The organism is Rhizobium sp. 10PS4 (genome assembly GCF_032464805.1).
GTDB lineage: Bacteria > Pseudomonadota > Alphaproteobacteria > Rhizobiales > Rhizobiaceae > Rhizobium > Rhizobium laguerreae.
Window position 1 is genome coordinate 311,489 of record NZ_JAWDIW010000003.1, and the last position, 20,030, is coordinate 331,518.

The window sequence follows — 20,030 nt, forward strand, 5'->3', positions numbered from 1 at the left end:
ACGGCGATGAATATCGGCGAAGCATCGGACCGGTCCGGCCTGCCTTCGAAGACTATCCGCTACTACGAGGATATCGGTCTCATCCGCCCCGAAAGGGGCGGAAACGGCTATCGCGACTATGCCGCAACCGACATCCACAAACTGCGCTTCCTGCAGCGATCGCGCGGGCTCGGCTTTTCCGTCGAGGAATGCCGGCAATTGCTGGCGCTCTACGAGGACAAGGACCGGGCGAGCGCCGACGTCAAGGATATTGCTGAGACCAAGCTTGCCGAGATCGACCGCAAGATCCGCGAACTGACGGAACTGCGTCGCACGCTGGAACAGCTCGTGCATGCCTGTCACGGCAACGACAGGCCGGACTGTCCGATCCTCGAAGAGCTTTCGGACGGCAGCTGATCATTTCAGGAGAGCAGGCGCAGCGTTTCAGATGATCTGCATCAGGAAAGCTGGGGCATGTTCTGGTTGGCCGCCTGTGAGGATTGAGGTTGCTCGTCAGGCCCCTCGTCTTCGCTGTCGTCCAGTACGCCGTCATCCAGCCGATGCTTGATCGCGAGCGCATAGATCACGTCGAGAATATTGCGGTCCCTGAGATGAGGATCAGTCAGGGCGAGAAGCGAGGCCCGGACGATCTTCCTGCTGTTGGCCTTCGGACAACGCGCCTTGACGAAATCGTAGAGCGCCTGATCGGTCAGCCCTTCCATGGCGCCGTCTACGAGAGCTTCGTAGACTCGCTTCTTTTCCTTCATTCTTGATTTTCCCCCTCAAATCAGCGGCGTTATGATCTGTCATGTAATTGTCATAAACAATCGCGGATTTAAGGCGCCCGAGGGATATTTTGAGATGATCCGGCGACGGTTTCGGCCCTGCATGATTTTTTACGCCCGCTGGGAATAAAATCCGGCGCATTTCCGTATACTCAATCATGGAACGCAAAGACCGCCCCTTCGATGTCATCGGACAGCTCGCAGCGCTGAGGCGCTACGCTCGCTCGCTGGTGCGCAATTCGGACGAGGCGGAGGATCTGGTGCATGATGCGCTGGTGCGCGCCTTCGAAAAACGGAAAAGCTTCCGCAGCGGCGGCAACCTGCGCACCTGGCTGCTCTCTATCCTGCACAATGCCCATATCGATCGTCTTCGTCAGAACCGGTCGCTGACGCGCCGTCACGACGAGGCGGCTGTCGAAGCCGAGCAGTCGCTGCCGGCCGGCCAGGAGCATGCCGTGCGCCTGCAGCAGGTTCGCGACGCCTTCTTCGATCTGCCGGAGGAACAGCGCGAGGCGCTGCATCTCGTCGCGATCGAAGACCTTTCCTACCAGGAAGCCGCCCAAGCGCTTGGCATTCCTGTGGGCACGCTGATGTCGCGCATCTCCCGCGCCCGCGCTCAACTGCGCGAATTCGAGGAGAAGACGCCGCGAGTTTCTCATCTGAGAATAATCGGAGGGAACGGCAATGAAAGCAGTTGATCCGATCATCGATGCCGATCTCGACGCCTATGTGGATGGCGAGCTCGATGTCGCCCGCCGCATCCAGGTAGAATCCTATCTCTCCGAGAACCCGGCGATTGCCGCCAAGGTCATGGCCGACCTCAGCATGAAGGGCGAACTGCGTCTGGCGCTTGCCGGCGAAAGTGCCTTCGGCCGGCCCGAGACCCGCGATGCCGCCCGCCGGCTGGAACGTGGCCTCTCCTATGGCCGCATCTTCCATTCCATGCAGCGCATTGCCGCTGTCGGCATTCTGATCGCCGCCGGCTGGGTGGCGCACAATTCCTTCGGTGCCTTCTCGGCGACCGAGGTGGTGGCATCCGTTCCGGCACCCGCCTATGTCGAGGATGCCGTCCGCGCCTATCAGACCGCGGCACTGCGCCAATCGATGCCTCCCCAGACGCCGGCCACCTATAGCGCCGACGATATTCGCGCTGCCACCGCGATCGTGATGCCTGAGCTGCCTAGGGATTGGAAGGTCGCCGACGTGCAGATCTTCCCGTCCGAATTCGGCCCCAGCGTCGAGATGGCGATCGAGCAATCAGATGGAAAGAAACTGTCGCTTTTCGCCGTCCGTCCGGGCGCCTTCGAGGTCAAGCCGGTCAGTCATCTCACGCTGGAAAAAGCAGAAGCCGCCTATTGGCAGATCGGCGAGGTCGCCTATGCGCTGATCGCCGACGATAGCGGTCTCAATCTCGACCAGGCGGCCGAACGGCTCGCCCGCTCGCTCTATTAATTCAAACCGAGGAGATCAGCATGAACCCGATCAATTCCCGCTACGGCGCCGTCGCCGGCTCCCAAGCCCTCTTCGACGAGGGCCTGCGCCAGCACATGCTGCGCGTATACAACTATATGGCTCTCGGCCTCGTCATCACGGGCCTGGTGGCCTTTGTCGTCGGCTCGACGCCGGCACTCTACGTCCCGATCTTCGGCTCGCCGCTGAAGTGGGTGGTGATGCTCGCGCCGCTCGCCTTCGTCTTCTTCTTCTCGTTCAAGATCCAGACGATGTCGGCCGGCACCGCTCAGATCACCTTCTGGGCCTTCTGCGCCGTGATGGGCCTGTCGCTCGCTTCCGTCTTCCTGGTCTTCACCGGGGCGAGCATCGCGCGGACCTTCTTCATCACCGCCACGATGTTCGGCGCCACCAGCCTCTACGGCTATGCGACGAAGCGTGACCTCTCGCGCATGGGCTCATTCCTGATGATGGGCCTCTTCGGTGTCATCATCGCCGCTGTCGTCAACATCTTCCTGGGTTCGAGCGCGCTGCAATTTGCGATCTCGGTGATCGGCATAGTCGTCTTCGTCGGCCTCACCGCCTACGACACGCAGAACATCAAGGAACAGTATTCGGAAAACTACGATCAGGAATCGAACCAGAAGCTCGCCGTCTTCGGTGCGCTCTCGCTCTACCTGAACTTCGTCAACATCTTCCAGCTTCTGCTCAACTTCACCGGCGAGCGGGAATAGGACTGCGCTTCTGGGGGCAATGGAAGCGCAAGAGCGCCTGGTCTGCAGTCTGTGACAGGATGGCGGACTGGGTGCTCACTTAAAGGAAACGGCCGGGCCAACGCCCGGCCGTTTCGGTTTCAGATGATGCCCCAGGCGCGATAGCGGCCGCGGCCGGTGATTTCACGAATGCCGATCTCGTTGACGAGGTTCAGCGCGCCGCGCGGCGTGATGCGCAGATGACGGGCGATCATCGCCGCCGAGACCATTGGCCGCGACAGGATGAAATCGGCAAGCTCCGGCAGGCTGCTGTTGGAACGGCGGCCGCGGAAGCGCAGCTCCATTTGCGTGCGTGCTAACGACAGGCGGTCGATTTCCTTGAGGCCGGCCACGGCACCCAGATGCATCGCCTCAAGAAAGGCTTGCAGCCTCGTGATGCGATCGCATGCCCGACGACGCTCATGGCGCACCAGCTTCAGCCCACCGTAAAAAGAAAAGAGATGCGAGGCGACCTTGCCGCGGGCGCGTAGATGGCTTGCGACCAGAAGACCGCCGAGCCAATGCTGACGCCGCAACGGCTCGATCCTTTCCCAGGCTTCGAAGAGGATGATAGCGCCGAGCACCGGCGGCAAGCTATCGGCCAATGGCTGGACGCTTCGCCACTCCGCAAGCCGCTGTTCCTCGTCCCACTCGTCGTCACCGAGCAAGCCGAGAGGATCTTCGTTGCGCCTTGCCGGGGTAAGGGCAGCCGTCTCACTTGCCGGCGTTTTCCCGGTATGGATATCGAGCAGCTTTTGCGAGCGGGCAAGAAGCGCATCGATCTCCGCCATCTCCGCAGTGAGCGGCCCGTCCTCATCCTCGCCCTCCTCGTCGGTCTCGACCGGAACCGAGGGGCTCTTTGCGTCCGGCACTTTCCCCTCCCCTTCCCCGCCGGTCGCAGTCAGCGTCGCAAGGCCCGAGACTCCGAGTGCCCAGGACGGTTCGCCGGTCCAGATGCGCCGACGTGCCCGCAGCACGGAATGGGCGATCGTCAGTTCGTGGGTGGGAGCGCGGCTATCCATATGCGCATCATGCAAAACGAGATCCTCGACATGCACCAGTTCGCCCGCCACCCAGAGCGCGCCGGCGGCGTCGAAGAAATGGCTGCGTTCGGCAAATCCCTGGCCGACCGGCGAGCGCAACACTCGCTCGTCCAGCCGCGCCACCGCATCCTCCGCCGCGGCAAGGGCTGGAAGCAGGGTTTGAAGCATCGTGCCTTCGATATCGTAGCGCATTGTTAAGCTTTACGGTTTTTCACAAATGGAAGCAAAACAGGTGTTTCCTTCCGCCATGTATGACATGGTTAACAGCGTATTTCAACAAAACTGCGGAAATGGAAGCCGTTAAGATGGCTGATCGACCGGCCGCATATGCTTCTAGCCGTCGCAGCTGGCGCGAAACTTTTTCATAGCCGTTCATCCGGTTTTCCTCGCCGTCGGACCATTTGCCCGCATCAGCGCCATCAGCATCGGTCCGAGCGAGAATTCGCCGCGCTCCGCCCGCCGCGTCAGGTCACGCAGGTAGCCGCCGGCCGAGTTGATATGTCCGCCCCTTTCCAGAATGCAGGCGATCACCGTGGCGGCGTTTTCCGGCCCCATGACATCGCAGGCCAGCTGATAGGCGCTGGGGCTGACGCCAAGAGTGGAGCGGACGATGACGGCCGCGGCCATCAGATCGCGCCAGCTGCCAATGCCGCCACCCGGGCCGTAAGCGATGATCTCAGGGCAGGCCTGCAGCACCATGGCGAGCGGGAAGGATTTCGGCGGCTCGCGCCAAGGCCGCGGCTCTTCCTCCAGCTTTGCGCCCTGCTTCGTTTCGAAGCTTGGTTCAAGTTCAGATATAGGATGTGGGTTTGAATTATGTATGTGCCGACCGTTTTGGTTATCATTGGCGTCTGTTTTTTCTGCTTTCGACTTCGATTCCAGCGTTTTGACGATCAATTCCCGGAACGCTTCGAGATCGCCCAGCAGGCTTTCCATCTCCGCGGCCGACGGGCGGCGCGGCAGGCTTGCGGAAAGCAAATTGAAATGCTTCTGCATCTCGATCCATTCGCCGGCAATTTCCTCTTCCAGCGCGATCTCGATGAGCTTGGTGATGTCACGCCGGCAAAGTGTCAGGCGCTCCCTCAGGCGCTTCCATGCGAGCTTGGCGGCCATCACCTGAGCCGCCTGCGCCTCGATCTCGTGGGCGCGCACAAGCAGTGGCGCCAGGCTGAAGCCAAAGGCCTCTCCAAGCCCGCCCTCGCCGTTGCGGCGGGCAAAACGTTTCCCGTTCGGGCTATCCCTTCGGATGATCAGGCCGGCTTCCACCAGCATCGCCAGGTTCCGCCGCAACGTCGTGCCAGCCATGCCGTGCGCGCGAAGCGACAGCTGCTCGTTCGACGGAAAGACGACGAAACCGTTGGCCTCGGCAATCTCATTCTTCGGGTAGAAGGTCAACAGCGCGTTGAGAACAGCCAGGGCACGGTCCGATACGCCGACCATGTCCTTTGCTTCGCAGAGCGCACGAAATATCTTCCACTTGTCGACCGATGCGTCCGGATCGACCTTGCTGGCGCTTTCCTGGCTTGCCAGCATGCCAAGCGTCATTGATCGCCGCCCAAAGGGCGTCGATACATATTGAGGCTCCATGTCCCTCACCTTTTTTCAAGGCAAAAGAAACCCACCACCCAAAAGGATGCCGAAGACGCTTGACAGTGATTCGAGGAAGTGCGATTCTCAGATTGTCCAGATATGAGAAAGGCTTCCGCGACGGCAACGTTCGGAGGCTTTTTTCTTTTGCGGCCTACTCTCCTGCTTGCAATCTGCCGGCCCGATAGGCTTCGTAAAGCTCATCGAGACGGCGTGAAATGTAAGCGCCGAAATCCGGCGCATCGCCGGTCTTCAACGCGATCGTGAAGGAATTGCCGGCGCTCTTGATTCGGCCGGCAATCTTGCCGCCGCTCTTCGGCTTCCAGTCATATTCCGCGGTTTCCGGCTTTGCCTCTTTCTTGGCCAGCTCGGCAACCAAAAGCTCGAAACGGCGGTCGCTCTCTTCCGCCATGAAACTTCCCGAGGCAATGAGTTTAGCAAGCCGGGCGGCCGTCATCCCATTCCAGTCCTGCGCAAGCGCCATCCAACGGCGCCGCCCGATGCCGGGTGCGGCTCCGACCGAGCTGACGATCTCGGCGGGAATGGCTTTTGCGACGGATATCAGCTTCGATAGCTCCGTCTTATCCGTCGACAGCGCTTTCATGATGACCGGACGCTCAAAACCCTTGAGCTCGAGATTGAGGGCAAAGACCGCGCGCTCGATATAAGAAAGGTTCCGACGCGCCGAATTCTCGATGCCCTGCGCGATGACGACGTCGGTATCGTCAAGCTTACGGACGATCGCCTGCACCTTGAGCCCAAGCAGCTTGACAGCCTGCAGACGGCGATGGCCGTAGGCAATCTGGTAGCGGTCCTCATCATTGGGATGGCGGCGAACGAGGATCGGCACTTCCTGGCCGTTCTCAGCAATCGACTGCACCAGCTCATCTTCCATATCGAGCGGCTGGTCGGCAAGGCGGTCGCGGACGAAGGAGGAATCGATCAGATCAGGATCGAGCTCGACGATGCGTTCACCGGAGAGCAAGGCCTCCTGCATCGCCCTGCTCTCTTCCTCCATGCGGCCAAGGGTCAGCGCCATCGTCCGAACCGGCCCGGCCGATCCGCGCGAAGATGGTTCCTCGTAGTTGGCCGCGGCCAACTCCTGCGCTGTATCGTCGAAAAGACCTTTCAGGCGATCGCGTCTGCTCATGCTCGACCCCAGGCTTTGTGAATACCGGCGAGAACCTCACTATTGGCGGCATTGACCGATTCCAGCGCCCGGTCATAGGTCGAGCGGCGCACCTGCCCCTTCTCGATCTCATAGAGCGTCTGCTTGGTCAGGCCGACATCGGCGATCGCCGTCGATTTGAGAATGGTCGCCGTCAACACGTCGTCACTGAAGAGGCTGCGCAGCAGCGCGACGATCTGCGACTGCGGCGCATCGAAGGGTTCGTGACGCGTGACGACATATTTGATGAAGTCGTGCTGCAGGTCGCCGCCGGCCTTGCGCACGACGGAAAGCAGATCCGACGTCATCAGCAGGAACTGCGACATGGACGCGACGTCGACCATCTGCGGATGAATGGTGATGAGCAGCGATGTTGCGGCACAGACGGCACCGAGCGTGAGGTAACCGAGCTGCGGCGGGCAGTCGATCACCACGATGTCGTAATCGGCCTCGACCTCGGCAATGGCGACGCCAACGCGGCGGAAGAACAGCTCGCCGGCCCGCTGCCGGTCGTTCAGTGCCCGCGGCGTCTCATGCTCGAACTCCATCAGTTCGAGATTGCCCGGCACCAGATCCAGCCCGTCGAAATAGGTCTTGCGGACGATCTCCCTCAGCGGCTTGCGGTCCGCATCGTAACGAATGGCGCCATAAAGCGTATCGCCTTCGGAAAGATCGAATTCGGGCTGAACGCCGAGCATGGAGGAGAGTGAGGCCTGCGGATCGAGATCGATCGCAAGCACCCGGTAACCCGCCAGCGCCAGATACTGCGCCAGATAGAGCGTCGTCGTTGTTTTGGCCGAGCCACCTTTGAAATTGGTGACGGCAACTGTCTGCAGCTTCTCGCCTGGACGGCGCCACGGCTGATAGGAAAGCGCGTCCTTTGGCTTGAGCTTGGCCATATACTGGCGCAATTCGTTGATCTGGCCGAGCGTATAGGAGCGTCGGCCATTCTGGGCAAGATCCGGCTGCGGTCCCTTGCCATCCAATGAAAGCTGGCGAAGATAGCCGTCGGAAACGCCGATCATCTGGGCCGCCTCGCCGGAGGAGAATGTTCGCAGCGTCTTTTGCGAGAGCGGCGGAAACAGCTTGTCACGGAGGAGCTTCAGCTGCCGCGAAAGCTGGTTCGCATGCCGCTCGATCCGTACATCTGTCGTCGATACGCTAATGTTGTCCAAAACACCCAATCCTTTTCGATGCGCTTTTCTGTCAACTTAGCGTCAAAAAGCGTATCGAAAGTGACACGATTCGGGATTTGCAGCAACAACAGGGCCTAGATACCAACAACGAAGCCGGTTGGCCGCGGCCAACTCCCGTTCGGCCCTTGCGACGTCCAAGCTTTTTCGGCAAGACCACCAGGACTCAACGGGGAGCATCCGCTTGAAGCACATCCATATCATCGGCATCGGCACGGGCAATCCGGAGCACCTCACCATACAGGCGATCAATGCGATGAACGCAGCCGACGTGGTTTTCCTGCCGGTCAAGGGCGCCGGCAAGGAAGAACTCGCCGAGATCCGGCGGGAAATCTGTGAACGCTATATCACGCGGCCGGCTGGCCGGATTTCAGAGTTCGCCGTGCCGCAACGGCAGACGGCAGGGAAAACCTATGTGCAGAGCGTCGACGCCTGGCACGGCGAGATCGCCCGCATCTATGAAGCGCTAATCTCCGGTCTCCCGGAGGAGGGCCGCGGCGCCTTTCTCGTCTGGGGAGATCCCAGTCTTTACGACAGCACGATCCGCATCGTCGAACGCGTGCGACAGGAAAGCAGCCTGGATTTCGATTACGGCGTCATTCCCGGCATCACCAGCATTCAGGCCCTGGCGGCCAGCCACAGAATCACGGTCAACCTCGTCGGCAAACCGATCGAGATCACCACAGGGCGCCGGCTGGCGCAGGACGGGCTTCTGACCGACAGCTCCATCGTCATGCTCGACGGCGAACAGGCTTTCGCGAAGATCGACGATCCCGACGCTGAGATCTTCTGGGGCGCCTATCTCGGTACCAAGGACGAGATCGTCAGATCAGGACGACTTGGCGATATCGCGACCGACATTCTGAGGCTCAGGGCCGAGGCCAGGCAACGGCACGGCTGGATCATGGACATCTATCTCCTGCGCAAGGGACGGGATTTCGAGGAATAGCGGTTTGAAGCCTTTTCATCAGCTTTGCCGGGCCGGCCGCGATCATGTAAGAAGTGATCAGAGGATCGAGAATGAACATTCAGGCCGCAAAGGCGAGTGACAGGACGGGCGAGGCGGATCTGCACAGTCGCCCGGCGGCAGAGATGCGTAGGCGCGGCGCCTGCCCCGCCCTTGCCGCGCCCATGCCGACCGGCGACGGTTTGCTGGTACGGCTGCGGCCTGCCGGCGGCGCGTTGACACTGTCGCAGTTCGCAAGTCTTGCCCGCTCCGCTGCAGCCCATGGAAACGGCATTCTGGAAATCACCGCGCGCGGCAATTTGCAGATCCGCGGGCTGCGCGCTGCGACGGTCGGACCTCTCGCTGCCGATATCGATGCCGCCGAGATTATCGTGCCGAACGGGCCGGCGATCGAGACATCGCCGCTGCACGGCATCGATCCGGAAGAGGTAAGCGATCCGGCGGCAATGGAAGTGGCCTTGCGCAGCACGCTCCGCGATCAGCTTGCCTCGCCGCGGCTCGCGCCAAAACTCTCGCTTATCATCGACGGTGGTGGAACCTTCGGCTTATCGGCACTGTCCGCCGATATCCGTATCGTCGCGCAATCCCCCGCAGATTGGCTTGTCGCGATCAATGGCGACGGTGAAACCGCAACGCCGGTCGCGATCGGTCCCGCGGAGGCTGCGATCTCGGCCGTTGGCGAAATTCTGAGCTTGTTGGCGGCCCTCGGGCAGGGCAGGCGGGCAAGGGATATCGATCCGGCGCTTCTGCGGGCGCGTTTTCCCGCAATGAATGGCATTCGATCCATTCCGTCCCGCGCGGCAGGGATGCCGCTTGCCGGTTTGCACAGGCTTGAGGACCGCAAAACTATACTCGGCGTCCGGCCGGAATTCGGGCAGATGAGAGCCTTCGATCTGGTCGCTTTGCTCGATCTGGCAGCGGACCGCGGCGTAACAGCCATCCGGCTTGCGCCCGGTCGCGGTTTCTTCCTCATCGGGCTTCCAGCAGATACAGTGCCGGCTATGCAGATCGACGCAGCCAGACATGGCTTCGCCGCACAACCTGGCGAGAACAGTGAGCATATTGCCGCCTGCGCCGGCGCCGGCGGCTGCGGCTCGGCCCTCTACGAGACAAGAACTCTGGCGCGTCGCATCATTGCCACCGCACCTGCCCTTTTCGACGGTTCGCTGACGCTGCATCTGTCCGGCTGCGCCAAGGGCTGCGCTCATGCGCGGCCGGCGCTGACCCTGACGGGCTCGGCGGAGGGTTATGGCCTCATCCTCAATGGGCTTGCCGCGGATCTGCCGGACGAACGGATCGCTGGCGGTCGGATCGATTTCGCTATAGAGAGGCTCGCCCGGGCCCTCGAAGATAACAAAGGCGCTGGCGAATCGACCGCCGCCTGCCTTAAACGGCTTGGCGCAACCGGCGTTTCGAAAGCGCTGCGACAGGAATAGGAATGCCAGACTACGATTATATCCGCAGCGGCGATGCGATCTACGAGCGTTCCTTTGCGATCATCCGTGCCGAAGCCGATCTTTCGCGCTTCACCGAAGATCAAACCGAAATCGCCGTGCGCATGATCCATGCCTGCGGCCTGGTCGAGGCGGCCGAGCATTTCCTGTTCTCCGCCGATTTCGTCAGCGCGGCGCGCGACGCGCTGAAGAATGGGGCGCCGATCTTCTGCGACGCGGAGATGGTATCCCAAGGCGTCACCCGGGCGCGGCTGCCGGCGCTGAACGAGGTGATCTGCACGCTGCGCGATCCCGCCACACCGGAGCTTGCGCGTGAGACCGGCAATACGCGTTCCGCTGCCGCCATGCATCTCTGGCTCGACCGGCTCGGCGGCAGCGTTGTCGCGATCGGCAATGCGCCGACCGCCCTCTTCCATCTGCTCGAACTCCTGCGCGATGGCGCCCCGAAACCCGCGGCGATCCTCGGCATGCCCGTGGGCTTCGTCGGCGCGGCGGAATCGAAGGATGCATTGGCGGGAAACTCCTACGGCGTACCATTTGCCATCGTCCGCGGCCGGCTCGGCGGCAGCGCCATGACGGCAGCCGCCATCAATGCATTGGCGAGGCCGGGCCTATGACGACAAGCGGCCGTCTCATCGGCGTCGGCACGGGTCCGGGCGATCCGGAGCTCCTTACCCTCAAAGCCGTGCGCGCCATCGAAGGCGCTGATGTGATCGCCTATTTCGCCAAGCAGGGCAGGGGCGGCAACGGCAAGGCGATCGTCGAGCCGCTGCTGAAAACCGGGGTGACGCTGCTGCCGCTCTATTATCCCGTGACGACCGAAATCGACAAGAACGACGAACGCTATCAGAGGCTCATCACCCAATTCTACGATCTGTCTGCCAAAGCTGTTGCCGGGCATCTCGATGCCGGGCTGAGCGTCGCCGTTCTCAGCGAAGGTGATCCGCTCTTCTACGGCTCCTATATGCACCTGCATGTCAGGCTTTCCCAACGCTACCCGACGGAAGTGATCCCGGGCATCAGCGCCATGTCGGGCTGCTGGTCGCTGGCGGGCATGCCGATCGTCCAGGGCGACGACGTGCTTACCGTTCTGCCCGGTACGATGGCCGAGACCGAGCTGACGCGGCGACTTGCCGATACGCAAGCCGCCGTCATCATGAAGGTGGGCCGTAATCTGCCGAAGATCCGCCGGGCGCTGGCGGCCGCCGGCCGGCTTGCGGAAGCCGTCTATGTCGAACGCGGCACCATGGCGAATGCGGCGATGGAAAAGCTTGCCGACAGGACCGACGGCGATGCGCCGTATTTTTCGCTCGTGCTGGTGCCGGGCTGGGAGGGCAGCCGATGAGCGGCAGGCTTTACGTGATCGGCACCGGTCCCGGCAACCCCGAGCAGATGACGCCGGAGGCGCTGGCCGCCGTCGATGCGGCGACGGATTTCTTCGGCTACGGACCATATCTCGACAGGCTGGAGCTCCGCCACGTTCAACTGCGGCATGCCTCGGACAATCGCGAGGAGCTCGACAGGGCAGGGGCAGCGCTCGCCATGGCGGCGGATGGCGCCAAGGTCTGCGTCGTCTCCGGCGGCGACCCCGGCGTCTTCGCCATGGCGGCCGCGGTCTGCGAAGCAATCGAGAACGGGCCGGCCGCCTGGCGCGCGGTCGATCTCATCATCCTGCCCGGCATCACGGCGATGCTGGCAGTGGCGGCAAGAGCAGGCGCTCCACTTGGCCATGATTTCTGCGCCATATCGCTGTCTGACAATCTAAAGCCTTGGAATATTATAGAAAACCGTCTTGCATTGGCGGCAAAGGCAGGTTTTGTCATCGCGCTTTATAATCCGATCAGCCGGGCGCGGCCCTGGCAGCTCGGCGAAGCCTTTAAGCTGTTGCGCGACCATCTGCCTGCAGCAACACCGGTTATTTTCGGGCGGGCGGCCGGGCGGCCGGACGAACGCATCGCAGTGCAGCAGCTGGCGCAGGCGGATGCGTCGATCGCCGATATGGCGACCTGCATCATCATCGGCTCGGCCGAGACACGCATCGTCACGCGGCCAGGCAGACCGGACCTCGTCTATACGCCGCGCTTCATGGCGGGGGGAAACAGGTGATCGATCGCCGCCAGCGCCGCCTCGACAGTGTCGACAGCCTTGACCGTGGAGGCCGGCGCGCGCGTTACCATCATCACCTCGATACCGAGCAGGCGGGCTGCCTCGATCTTTGCATAGGTGGCGGCACCGCCACTGTTCTTGGCGACGATGGCGTCGATGTCGTGCTGCCTCAGCAGATCGCATTCACCGTCCAGCGTGAACGGACCCCGATCGAGGACATAGTCGACATTATCAAGCACAAGCGGTGGTTCGACGGGATCCACGCTGCGAACGAGGTAGTGATGTTGCGGTGCGGCTTCCGCATGATGGGCACCCTGCCGGCCCGTCGCCAGGAAGACATGGCGAGGGGAGGGGCCGAGCGCTTCGATGGCAGCCGGAATGCTCCGCACGTCCCGCCAGCGATCGCCGGCCACGCGTTGCCATTCGGGACGGCGCAGAGCGATCGCGGCAATGCCGGTGGTTTCGGCCGCAAAAGCGGCGTTGGCCGAAATGCGCTCGGCGAAGGGGTGCGTGGCGTCGATCAACAGGTCATATCCGCCGGCCTTGAGGAAATCGGCAAGTGCGGCAGCGCCGCCGAAACCACCGATACGAACCGGAACAGGCTGCGCGGCCGGTTTTTCGGTGCGGCCGGCAAGCGACAACAAAACATCGCAATCATCACGCGCCGCCAGCGCCTCGGCCAGCAGCCGCGCCTCGCTGGTGCCGCCAAGGATCAGGATGCGGGGTCTTCCCATGTCTGATGTCTCTCCTGCGTCCAGCCAGCGCTGGCTGACTATTATCGGCATCGGCGAGGATGGTCCAGAAGGGCTGGGCGAGGAGGCGAGGAGGCTGATTGCGACCGCGCCTGCCGTCTTCGGCGGCGCGCGGCATCATGCACTCGCTGCCTCGCTGATCGCAGGCGAAAGGTTTTCCTGGCAGAGCCCCTTCGAGCGCTCGATCGAGGCCGTCGTGAAAAGGCGCGGCACGCCTGTTGTCGTGCTCGCCTCCGGCGACCCGTTTCTCTATGGCGTCGGCGCAACGCTCTCCCGCCATGTGGCGGCCGAAGAGATGCGCACTATCCCCGCACCCTCGGCCTTCAGCCTTGCCGCGTCTCGCCTTGGCTGGCCGCTGCAGGACGTCGCGACGATCTCGCTGCATGGCAGGCCGATCGATCTGATCCGGCCGCATCTGCACGCCGGGCGGCGCATCATCGCGCTGACCTCGGACGAGAAGGGGCCTGGCGATCTGGCTGCCCTGCTGACTCCTGCTGGCTTCGGTCAGTCGCGACTTACAGTACTCGAGGCGCTGGGCGGCGTTCGGGAGCGGCAGAGAAGTGCTACGGCGGCGGATTTCGACCTTCTGGACATCGATCCTCTGAATGTCTGCGCCGTCGATATCGCGGCAGGGGAGGGGGCTCGCATCCTGCCTTTTGCCGCAGGGCTCGAAGACGAGCTGTTCGAGCATGACGGACAGATCACCAAGCGTGAAATCCGGGCGATGACGCTTTCGGCGCTCGCGCCGCGTCACGGCGAACTGCTCTGGGATATCGGCGCGGGTTCGGGCTCGATCGGCATCGAATGGATGCTGGCCGACCCCAGCCTGAAGGCAATCGCCGTCGAGCAGTCGCCGGAACGGGCCGCACGTATCGCCCGCAACGCATCCGCCTTCGGCGTGCCGCATCTCGCCGTCATTGAAGGTATGGCGCCCGATGCGCTGAAGGGCCTCTCGGCGCCGGATGTGATCTTCCTCGGCGGTGGCGGTAGCGAGCCGGGTGTTGTCGATACTGCGATTGCCGCGCTGAAGCGGGGAGGGCGGCTCGTTGCCAACGCCGTGACGCTGGAGATGGAGGCGGTGCTGCTCGCCGAACATGCCAAACGCGGCGGCTTCCTCACGCGGATCGAAATATCGCGCGCCCAGCCCGTCGGCGGCATGACCGGCTGGCGGCCGGCCATGCCGGTGACGCAATGGCGCTGGACGAAAGGATGACGAAATGACGGTGCATTTCATCGGCGCGGGGCCAGGTGCTGCGGATCTGATCACAGTGCGTGGCCGCGATCTCATCGCCCGATGCCCGGTCTGCCTTTATGCCGGCTCGATCGTCTCGCCTGAACTGCTGCAATATTGTCCGCCGAGCGCACGTATCGTCGATACGGCGCCGATGTCGCTCGACGAAATCGAGGCGGAATATCTTCGCGCTGCTGCGGCCGGCCAGGATGTCGCCCGGCTGCATTCCGGCGATCTCTCGGTCTGGAGTGCGGTCGCCGAACAGGTGCGCCGGCTTCAAAAACATGGCATCGACTATACGATGACGCCTGGTGTCCCGGCCTTTGCCGCCGCAGCCTCGGCGCTTGGGCGCGAACTGACGATCCCGGCCGTGGCGCAGAGCCTGGTGCTGACCCGCGTTTCCGGCCGCGCGTCACCAATGCCGAACGACGAAACACTGGCGAAGTTCGGCGCGACGGGCGCCACGCTGGCGATCCATCTGGCAATCCACGCGCTGAAGCAAGTGGTCGAAGAGTTGACGCCGCTTTACGGCGTCGACTGCCCTGTCGCCATCGTCGTCAAGGCCTCCTGGCCGGACGAGCGCATCCTGCGCGGCACGCTCGTCGATATTGAGGCAAAGGTTGCGGCCGAACCGATCGAACGCACAGCGATCATCTTCGTCGGCCCATCGCTCGCAGTGGAAGATTTCCGCGAAAGCTCGCTCTACGATCCGGCCTATCAGCGCCGGTTCAGAGGTAGAGAGTAGAGTCAAGCGACCGCGCGGCTTTTAGACCCGCGCGCTGAGATACTCCATGCTGGCGCGAAGCGCGCCGGCCGGATCCTTCAGCGCATGCACCTCCGCCGCAAAGGGCTCGAAGGAGAACGAGCCGGTATAACCCGCCTGCAACAGAGTCCTGACCTGACCGGCATTGTCGAGCAGGTCGTCGGCATTAACCAGAACGCGGTGGGAATCGCGCATATCGGCAACGGAAACAGCCGGGTCGTCGACGCCGGAGATGTGCACAAGGCCGGTCAGTTGCGGAAAGGTGAGGGCTTCGCCGGCAAGATGATGGTGGAAGGTATCGTGGATCAGCCTGAAGGTCGACTGCGCGCCCAGCTCCTCGATCGCGTCGGCCGCCTCGGTCTTCGAGCGCAGCGAGCAGATCTCGAAACCGAGCGGCTCGACGAGACCGAGAATGCCGGCTTCCTCCAGCATCGGTTTCAGCGCGGCCAGAGACTGGCGTAGATTGGTCTGCCGTTCGCCATCGGCGCAGCCGGTGCCGTCGTTCTTCGGAACGAGGACGAGCGCCTTGGCGCCCGACGCGCTGGCATAATCGATCAGCTCCTGCGCTTCGGCGGCTCTTGTCGCGTTCCACTCATTGAAGCGCTGCAGGGCGTTGATCGAGATGATCGTCACCCCATGGCGGGCGGCCGCTTGCCTGATCACCTCGGGTTTGGTGCCGTCAAGGATGGCATTGCCGGAAAGGTCGTTGCGGATCTCGACGGCATCGATGCCGAGCGATCTGGCCAGTGCGAAAAAATCGTCGATGGCAAGCGACGGTGCGGCCATATGGTTAAGCGCAAAGCGGATCGAAGTCATGACTGCTATCTCCTCCTCATCTCCGCGTCGGGGCGGAGCGGTCCTCGTGAATGGGTCCGCGAATCTCTATCGGAATTCGCGTCGCAATCCATCCGCCATCGCCGGTGCTCGCTCTCATTGCTGAGAGAATTTCGAGCGAAATGATGTAATTCCATCATTCCTTAGATGTTCTCCGAAATATGAATTTCGAAAGGCAGGAAGAGCTGCCCGGGAACAGCCGTTTCGCCGTTTTCGATGGCGCCCGTCATCAGCCCCATCAATTCCTTGCAGAGGGCGGGCAGGGGGGTGCCGATCGCCATGGCGACGATATCGTCGGCAAGACCGGCTTTGCTGTCGGGCGTCAGCTCGTTGACCACCAGGACGATTTTGCCGCCGACGCCTTCTTCGCGGAACGCCGAAATCGCCCCTTCCATGCCGCCGCCGCAGACATAGAGGCCGACGAGATCGGGATGTTTCTGCAGAAGTGTCAACGTCGCCTCATGGGTGATCTCGGGCGTGTCCAGATTGATCAGCGTGTCAACGACATCGAACTCAGGCGCATTCTCGCGAAAATAGGAGCGGAAGCCGATTTCCCGCAGCTCATGTCCGTGGAATCGATGGCTGCCGACGAAACAGGCGATCTTGCCAGGCCCGCGTGCCGTGCGCGCAATCGTCCAGGCGGCGGTGCGCCCGACCTTGCGGTTGTTGACGCCGACATAGGCATTGCGCACGCCCGAGGCGAAATCGGAGAGCAGCGAGAAGACCGGGATCCCTTTTTCCTTCAGTTCTTCGATGGCGGTCGTGACCGCAGGATAATCGGGGGCAACGAGAGCAACGGCCTGGTTGCGGGCACCGAGAGCCTTCAGCTTCTCGACGATCGCTGCCGGTGTCGAGGCCGAGGGAAAGTCGATCTGCGTCTGGATCCGCGCGCTGGTGACCGCGCGCGCTGCGGTTTCGATCTCACGCACGAAGCTCTGATAGAAGGGTTGCATCGGCTTCTGCAGCAGGAAGGCAAGCCTATATTGCGGCAGATCCTCAAAGACGCGCTGTTTGATCAGGCCGACAGCGTGATAGCCGATCGACTGTGCTGCATCATAGACCCGTCGCGCCGTTTCCTCGCGCACGCGGTGGCGAGCGTTGAGAACGCGGTCGACGGTGGCAACGCTGACGCCGGAGGCGCGGGCGAGATCGGAGATAGTGGGACGGCGCATCGGCGTTCCTGATGGATTCGATCATGAATGCAAGCCATTCATGATGGCTTTTGATAGATTATATCAAGCCTGCATTGAGCGCCTTCTAAAGTCAACCTATTCTCCCAGGCAAAGGGCAACGGGAGGCGGATCATGGCGACCCAGACGAAGAAACGTGACTACGACCTTCTTGGCGAAAGCGGCCGCACCGCCGTCGAGACTGGGCTGGCGGCAGCCGAATGGTATCACACCGACGTTGCGCGCAAGGAGATGAAGGCGCTGATGCAGCGCTCCGATGCGCCGGCGATCCGTGACACGATCATCTGGCTCGGCAGCATGGTGGTCCTTGCCGGGCTCGGCATCTATTTCTGGGGCTCCTTGATCGCGCTGCCCTTGTTCCTCGCCTATGGCGTGCTCTACGGCTCGGCCTCCGACAGTCGTTGGCACGAATGCGGCCATGGCACCGCCTTCAAGACGCGCTGGATGAACGATGTCGTCTACCAGATCGCCTGCTTCATGATCATGCGCAATCCGGTGACCTGGCGCTGGAGCCATGCGCGCCACCACACCGATACGGTGATCGTCGGCCGCGATCCCGAGATCGCTGTCATGCGGCCGCCTGATCTGTTGCGGCTGGTGCTTAATTTCTTCGGCATCCTCGACGTCTGGTATGCGGTCGTCGACATGCTGCGCAATGCTCTCGGCGGCGTCAGCGCGGCGGAAAAGACTTTCATCCCGGAGATGGAGCAGCCGAAGGCGATCCGCATCGCCCGCATCTGGTTGGCAATCTATCTGGCCACGATCGCAGCCGCGATCGCCATGGGTTCGATCCTGCCGCTGATGCTGATCGGCCTGCCGCGCCTCTACGGCGCCTGGCACCATGTGCTGACCGGACTGCTGCAGCATGGCGGCCTTGCCGATAATGTGACCGACCACCGGCTGAACAGCCGCACGGTCTATATGAATCCGATCAGCCGGTTCATCTACTGGAACATGAACTACCACGTCGAACATCACATGTTTCCAATGGTGCCATATCACGCGCTGCCCAGGCTGCACGCAATGATCAAGCACGACCTGCCGGCGCCGAACCCGTCGATCTGGTCCGGCTATCGCGAGATGATCCCGGCCTTCCTGCGCCAGCTGCGCAACGAGGATTATTTCCTGAAGCGCGACCTGCCGGCCACCGCGCGGCCCTATCGCGAGGAATTCCACAACGAGCTGGCCCCGGCCGCGCAATAACGACAATCGAGGGAGGACAAGATGAGCGGAAATTGGATTCAGGTCTGCGACAAGGACGAGATCGACGAAGAGGATGTCATCCGCTTCGATCACGACGGGCGCACATTCGCGGTCTATCGCAGCCCCGACGACGAGTTTTTCGCGACCGACGGGCTCTGCACGCATGAACATATCCATCTCGCCGATGGGCTTGTCATGGATGAGATCATCGAATGTCCAAAGCACAACGGCCGCTTCAACTACAAGACGGGCGAAGCCAGGGGTGCGCCGGTCTGCGTCAATCTCAAGACCTATCCTGTCAAGATCGAAGACGGCGCCGTCTTCATCTCGCTCTGAGGGAGGCCGGCATGGCTCATTACGTCATCCTGGGCGCCGGCGAATGCGGTGCGCGCGCAGCCTTCGCCTTGCGGGAAAATGGCTTTGCCGGCGAGATAACGCTTGTTGGCGCCGAGCCGCTTCCGCCTTATGAACGGCCGCCGCTTTCGAAGGTCGGTCCGGCTGATACGAGCGATCCGAAATTCATCGCGACGGCGGAAAAATATGCCGAAAGCGGCATCCGGCTGCTGACCGGCCTCGAGGCAAGGGATCTCGACGCCGCATTCAGGATCGTCACGCTTTCGGACGGTACCGTGCTTTCCTACGACAAGCTTCTGCTTGCAACGGGTGCGGCCGCGCGGCCGTTCCCCGGCGCGCCGCAGGGCAGCCCGCATATTCGCTCGCTGCGGACGCATCACGATGCGGCGGCACTGCGTGAAGCAATGAAGCCGGGACGGCATATCGCCATCATCGGCGGCGGGTTCATCGGACTGGAACTTGCGGCCACGGCGCGGCTGCTTGGCGCCGAGGTCACCGTCATCGAGGGGCTGGAACGCGTGCTGAAGCGTGGCGTGCCGGAAGAGATCGCCCATCTGCTCACCGAGCGCCATCGCGCCGAGGGCGTCGATATCCGCTGCGGCGTCTCCATCCAGGCGCTGACCGAGGAAAGCGGCAAAGTCCTGATCCTATTGTGGACCGGCGAGGTGATCGAAGCCGATCTCGTCCTCGTCGGCATCGGCGCCCGGCCGAATATCGAGATCGCCGAAAGGGCAGGCCTCGCGATCGACAATGGCATTGCCGTCAACACCTATCTCCAGACCTCCGCACCTGATGTCTTTGCGGCTGGCGATTGCTGCTCCTTCCCGCTGCCGATCTATGGCGGCCGGCGGGTGCGGCTGGAGTCCTGGCGCAACGCCCAGGAGCAGGGCACATTGGCCGCGGCCAACATGCTCGGCCTCAACAAAGCCGTTTCGGCGGTGCCGTGGTTCTGGTCGGATCAATACGACATGACGCTGCAGATATCAGGCCTTGCCGAAGGGGCTATCACGCATCAGCGCCGCGATCTCGGCCCGAGTGCCTTCATTCTCTTCCATCTCGACGCCGATGGTCGACTGATCGCCGCCAGCGGCATCGGGCCGGGCAATGCGGTGGCACGCGACATCAGGCTCGCCGAAATGCTGATCGCGGCGCGCGCCCATCCGAACCCGGCAGCACTGGCAGCCAGCGACATCAAGCTGAAATCCCTGCTGGCCGCCTGA

At 62.4% G+C, this 20,030-nt stretch carries 22 protein-coding genes; 14 read left to right on the forward strand and 8 right to left on the reverse strand.

Annotated features, from left to right (window positions below; all coding sequences use genetic code 11):
• Window positions 1-6 precede the first annotated feature (6 nt).
• Complete coding sequence (cueR, locus tag RWJ89_RS07200) at window positions 7-396, forward strand: Cu(I)-responsive transcriptional regulator (protein WP_168327423.1); 390 nt, start codon at window positions 7-9, stop codon at window positions 394-396.
• A 41-nt stretch (window positions 397-437) separates the two neighbouring features.
• Here cueR and RWJ89_RS07205 read toward each other — a convergent pair whose 3' ends face one another.
• The gene (locus tag RWJ89_RS07205) at window positions 438-746 is read right to left on the reverse strand and encodes a hypothetical protein (RefSeq protein ID WP_316030765.1); all 309 of its coding nucleotides are present in this window, start codon (window positions 744-746) and stop codon (window positions 438-440) included.
• 176 nt (window positions 747-922) lie between these two features.
• Between RWJ89_RS07205 and RWJ89_RS07210 the strand changes: the two genes are divergently transcribed.
• Genes RWJ89_RS07210 through RWJ89_RS07220 form a run of 3 tightly spaced genes read left to right on the forward strand, consistent with a single transcriptional unit; the run spans window position 923 to window position 2,947 of the window.
• A complete protein-coding gene (locus tag RWJ89_RS07210; protein WP_020052884.1) occupies window positions 923-1,462 on the forward strand; it encodes a sigma-70 family RNA polymerase sigma factor in 540 nt (179 codons plus the stop codon).
• On the forward strand, window positions 1,449-2,216 hold the full coding sequence (locus RWJ89_RS07215; RefSeq protein ID WP_221947090.1) for an anti-sigma factor family protein: 768 nt from the start codon (window positions 1,449-1,451) through the stop codon (window positions 2,214-2,216). The genes RWJ89_RS07210 and RWJ89_RS07215 overlap by 14 nt, the downstream gene beginning before the upstream one ends.
• A gap of 20 nt (window positions 2,217-2,236) precedes the next feature.
• On the forward strand, window positions 2,237-2,947 hold the full coding sequence (locus tag RWJ89_RS07220) for a Bax inhibitor-1/YccA family protein (RefSeq protein WP_065283950.1): 711 nt from the start codon (window positions 2,237-2,239) through the stop codon (window positions 2,945-2,947).
• A 119-nt stretch (window positions 2,948-3,066) separates the two neighbouring features.
• Here the strand turns inward: RWJ89_RS07220 and RWJ89_RS07225 are convergent, their stop codons facing one another.
• The 4 genes from RWJ89_RS07225 to repA all read right to left on the reverse strand — a co-directional run bounded on the left by RWJ89_RS07225 (window position 3,067) and on the right by repA (window position 7,938).
• Window positions 3,067-4,200, reverse strand: coding sequence for an RHE_PE00001 family protein (locus RWJ89_RS07225; RefSeq protein WP_316030766.1), 1,134 nt, complete (start codon window positions 4,198-4,200; stop codon window positions 3,067-3,069).
• Between the two features lie 180 nt (window positions 4,201-4,380).
• Window positions 4,381-5,595, reverse strand: coding sequence for a plasmid replication protein RepC (repC, locus tag RWJ89_RS07230; protein WP_221947092.1), 1,215 nt, complete (start codon window positions 5,593-5,595; stop codon window positions 4,381-4,383).
• Between the two features lie 154 nt (window positions 5,596-5,749).
• On the reverse strand, window positions 5,750-6,745 hold the full coding sequence (gene repB, locus RWJ89_RS07235; RefSeq protein WP_131662454.1) for a plasmid partitioning protein RepB: 996 nt from the start codon (window positions 6,743-6,745) through the stop codon (window positions 5,750-5,752).
• On the reverse strand, window positions 6,742-7,938 hold the full coding sequence (gene repA, locus RWJ89_RS07240) for a plasmid partitioning protein RepA (RefSeq protein ID WP_221947093.1): 1,197 nt from the start codon (window positions 7,936-7,938) through the stop codon (window positions 6,742-6,744). Before repA ends, repB begins: the two co-directional genes overlap by 4 nt.
• Window positions 7,939-8,140: 202 nt before the next feature.
• Here repA and cobF point away from each other — a divergent pair, with 202 nt between their 5' ends.
• The 5 genes from cobF to RWJ89_RS07265 all read left to right on the forward strand — a co-directional run bounded on the left by cobF (window position 8,141) and on the right by RWJ89_RS07265 (window position 12,483).
• Entirely contained in the window at window positions 8,141-8,905 is a 765-nt protein-coding gene (gene cobF / locus RWJ89_RS07245; RefSeq protein WP_316030767.1) for a precorrin-6A synthase (deacetylating), read from the forward strand.
• 71 nt (window positions 8,906-8,976) lie between these two features.
• The gene (gene cobG / locus RWJ89_RS07250; protein ID WP_316030768.1) at window positions 8,977-10,359 is read left to right on the forward strand and encodes a precorrin-3B synthase; all 1,383 of its coding nucleotides are present in this window, start codon (window positions 8,977-8,979) and stop codon (window positions 10,357-10,359) included.
• 2 nt (window positions 10,360-10,361) lie between these two features.
• Window positions 10,362-10,994 carry a precorrin-8X methylmutase gene (locus tag RWJ89_RS07255; protein ID WP_316030769.1) on the forward strand — a complete coding sequence of 211 codons (633 nt, stop codon included), beginning with the start codon at window positions 10,362-10,364 and terminating at the stop codon, window positions 10,992-10,994.
• Window positions 10,991-11,722, forward strand: a complete 732-nt coding sequence (locus RWJ89_RS07260) for a precorrin-2 C(20)-methyltransferase (protein ID WP_131661582.1) — start codon at window positions 10,991-10,993, stop codon at window positions 11,720-11,722. The genes RWJ89_RS07255 and RWJ89_RS07260 overlap by 4 nt, the downstream gene beginning before the upstream one ends.
• A complete protein-coding gene (locus RWJ89_RS07265) occupies window positions 11,719-12,483 on the forward strand; it encodes a precorrin-3B C(17)-methyltransferase (RefSeq protein ID WP_316030770.1) in 765 nt (254 codons plus the stop codon). Before RWJ89_RS07260 ends, RWJ89_RS07265 begins: the two co-directional genes overlap by 4 nt.
• Here RWJ89_RS07265 and RWJ89_RS07270 read toward each other — a convergent pair.
• Window positions 12,447-13,217 (reverse strand): cobalt-precorrin-6A reductase, encoded by a 771-nt coding sequence (locus RWJ89_RS07270; RefSeq protein WP_316030771.1) that lies wholly within the window; start codon window positions 13,215-13,217, stop codon window positions 12,447-12,449. The two genes, RWJ89_RS07265 and RWJ89_RS07270, sit on opposite strands and share 37 nt — an antisense overlap.
• Between RWJ89_RS07270 and cbiE the strand changes: the two genes are divergently transcribed.
• Both cbiE and cobM read left to right on the forward strand, forming a co-directional pair.
• On the forward strand, window positions 13,216-14,448 hold the full coding sequence (gene cbiE / locus RWJ89_RS07275; protein WP_316030772.1) for a precorrin-6y C5,15-methyltransferase (decarboxylating) subunit CbiE: 1,233 nt from the start codon (window positions 13,216-13,218) through the stop codon (window positions 14,446-14,448). The genes RWJ89_RS07270 and cbiE overlap by 2 nt on opposite strands.
• A gap of 4 nt (window positions 14,449-14,452) precedes the next feature.
• Entirely contained in the window at window positions 14,453-15,211 is a 759-nt protein-coding gene (gene cobM, locus RWJ89_RS07280; protein WP_222043445.1) for a precorrin-4 C(11)-methyltransferase, read from the forward strand.
• Window positions 15,212-15,232: 21 nt separating this feature from the next.
• Here cobM and RWJ89_RS07285 read toward each other — a convergent pair whose 3' ends face one another.
• The gene (locus tag RWJ89_RS07285) at window positions 15,233-16,045 is read right to left on the reverse strand and encodes a TIM barrel protein (protein ID WP_222043443.1); all 813 of its coding nucleotides are present in this window, start codon (window positions 16,043-16,045) and stop codon (window positions 15,233-15,235) included.
• Window positions 16,046-16,206: 161 nt separating this feature from the next.
• Window positions 16,207-17,235 (reverse strand): LacI family DNA-binding transcriptional regulator, encoded by a 1,029-nt coding sequence (locus RWJ89_RS07290; RefSeq protein WP_131662465.1) that lies wholly within the window; start codon window positions 17,233-17,235, stop codon window positions 16,207-16,209.
• 132 nt (window positions 17,236-17,367) lie between these two features.
• Between RWJ89_RS07290 and RWJ89_RS07295 the strand changes: the two genes are divergently transcribed.
• The 3 genes from RWJ89_RS07295 to RWJ89_RS07305 are packed head-to-tail and all read left to right on the forward strand — an operon-like array spanning window position 17,368 to window position 20,030.
• Window positions 17,368-18,456 (forward strand): fatty acid desaturase family protein, encoded by a 1,089-nt coding sequence (locus RWJ89_RS07295; protein WP_316030773.1) that lies wholly within the window; start codon window positions 17,368-17,370, stop codon window positions 18,454-18,456.
• A 21-nt stretch (window positions 18,457-18,477) separates the two neighbouring features.
• Window positions 18,478-18,792 carry a MocE family 2Fe-2S type ferredoxin gene (locus RWJ89_RS07300; RefSeq protein WP_168283496.1) on the forward strand — a complete coding sequence of 105 codons (315 nt, stop codon included), beginning with the start codon at window positions 18,478-18,480 and terminating at the stop codon, window positions 18,790-18,792.
• An 11-nt stretch (window positions 18,793-18,803) separates the two neighbouring features.
• A complete protein-coding gene (locus RWJ89_RS07305) occupies window positions 18,804-20,030 on the forward strand; it encodes an NAD(P)/FAD-dependent oxidoreductase (protein ID WP_316030774.1) in 1,227 nt (408 codons plus the stop codon).

What these genes read in the sequence shown, in the direction of transcription:
- cueR (WP_168327423.1), top strand. Translation starts at nt 7, where the DNA reads ATGAATATCGGCGAAGCATCGGACCGGTCCGGCCTGCCTTCGAAGACT.
- RWJ89_RS07205 (WP_316030765.1), bottom strand. Translation starts at nt 746, where the DNA reads ATGAAGGAAAAGAAGCGAGTCTACGAAGCTCTCGTAGACGGCGCCATG.
- RWJ89_RS07210 (WP_020052884.1), top strand. Translation starts at nt 923, where the DNA reads ATGGAACGCAAAGACCGCCCCTTCGATGTCATCGGACAGCTCGCAGCG.
- RWJ89_RS07215 (WP_221947090.1), top strand. Translation starts at nt 1,449, where the DNA reads ATGAAAGCAGTTGATCCGATCATCGATGCCGATCTCGACGCCTATGTG.
- RWJ89_RS07220 (WP_065283950.1), top strand. Translation starts at nt 2,237, where the DNA reads ATGAACCCGATCAATTCCCGCTACGGCGCCGTCGCCGGCTCCCAAGCC.
- RWJ89_RS07225 (WP_316030766.1), bottom strand. Translation starts at nt 4,200, where the DNA reads ATGCGCTACGATATCGAAGGCACGATGCTTCAAACCCTGCTTCCAGCC.
- repC (WP_221947092.1), bottom strand. Translation starts at nt 5,595, where the DNA reads ATGGAGCCTCAATATGTATCGACGCCCTTTGGGCGGCGATCAATGACG.
- repB (WP_131662454.1), bottom strand. Translation starts at nt 6,745, where the DNA reads ATGAGCAGACGCGATCGCCTGAAAGGTCTTTTCGACGATACAGCGCAG.
- cobG (WP_316030768.1), top strand. Translation starts at nt 8,977, where the DNA reads ATGAACATTCAGGCCGCAAAGGCGAGTGACAGGACGGGCGAGGCGGAT.
- RWJ89_RS07255 (WP_316030769.1), top strand. Translation starts at nt 10,362, where the DNA reads ATGCCAGACTACGATTATATCCGCAGCGGCGATGCGATCTACGAGCGT.
- RWJ89_RS07260 (WP_131661582.1), top strand. Translation starts at nt 10,991, where the DNA reads ATGACGACAAGCGGCCGTCTCATCGGCGTCGGCACGGGTCCGGGCGAT.
- RWJ89_RS07265 (WP_316030770.1), top strand. Translation starts at nt 11,719, where the DNA reads ATGAGCGGCAGGCTTTACGTGATCGGCACCGGTCCCGGCAACCCCGAG.
- cbiE (WP_316030772.1), top strand. Translation starts at nt 13,216, where the DNA reads ATGTCTGATGTCTCTCCTGCGTCCAGCCAGCGCTGGCTGACTATTATC.
- RWJ89_RS07270 (WP_316030771.1), bottom strand. Translation starts at nt 13,217, where the DNA reads ATGGGAAGACCCCGCATCCTGATCCTTGGCGGCACCAGCGAGGCGCGG.
- cobM (WP_222043445.1), top strand. Translation starts at nt 14,453, where the DNA reads ATGACGGTGCATTTCATCGGCGCGGGGCCAGGTGCTGCGGATCTGATC.
- RWJ89_RS07285 (WP_222043443.1), bottom strand. Translation starts at nt 16,045, where the DNA reads ATGACTTCGATCCGCTTTGCGCTTAACCATATGGCCGCACCGTCGCTT.
- RWJ89_RS07290 (WP_131662465.1), bottom strand. Translation starts at nt 17,235, where the DNA reads ATGCGCCGTCCCACTATCTCCGATCTCGCCCGCGCCTCCGGCGTCAGC.
- RWJ89_RS07295 (WP_316030773.1), top strand. Translation starts at nt 17,368, where the DNA reads ATGGCGACCCAGACGAAGAAACGTGACTACGACCTTCTTGGCGAAAGC.
- RWJ89_RS07300 (WP_168283496.1), top strand. Translation starts at nt 18,478, where the DNA reads ATGAGCGGAAATTGGATTCAGGTCTGCGACAAGGACGAGATCGACGAA.
- RWJ89_RS07305 (WP_316030774.1), top strand. Translation starts at nt 18,804, where the DNA reads ATGGCTCATTACGTCATCCTGGGCGCCGGCGAATGCGGTGCGCGCGCA.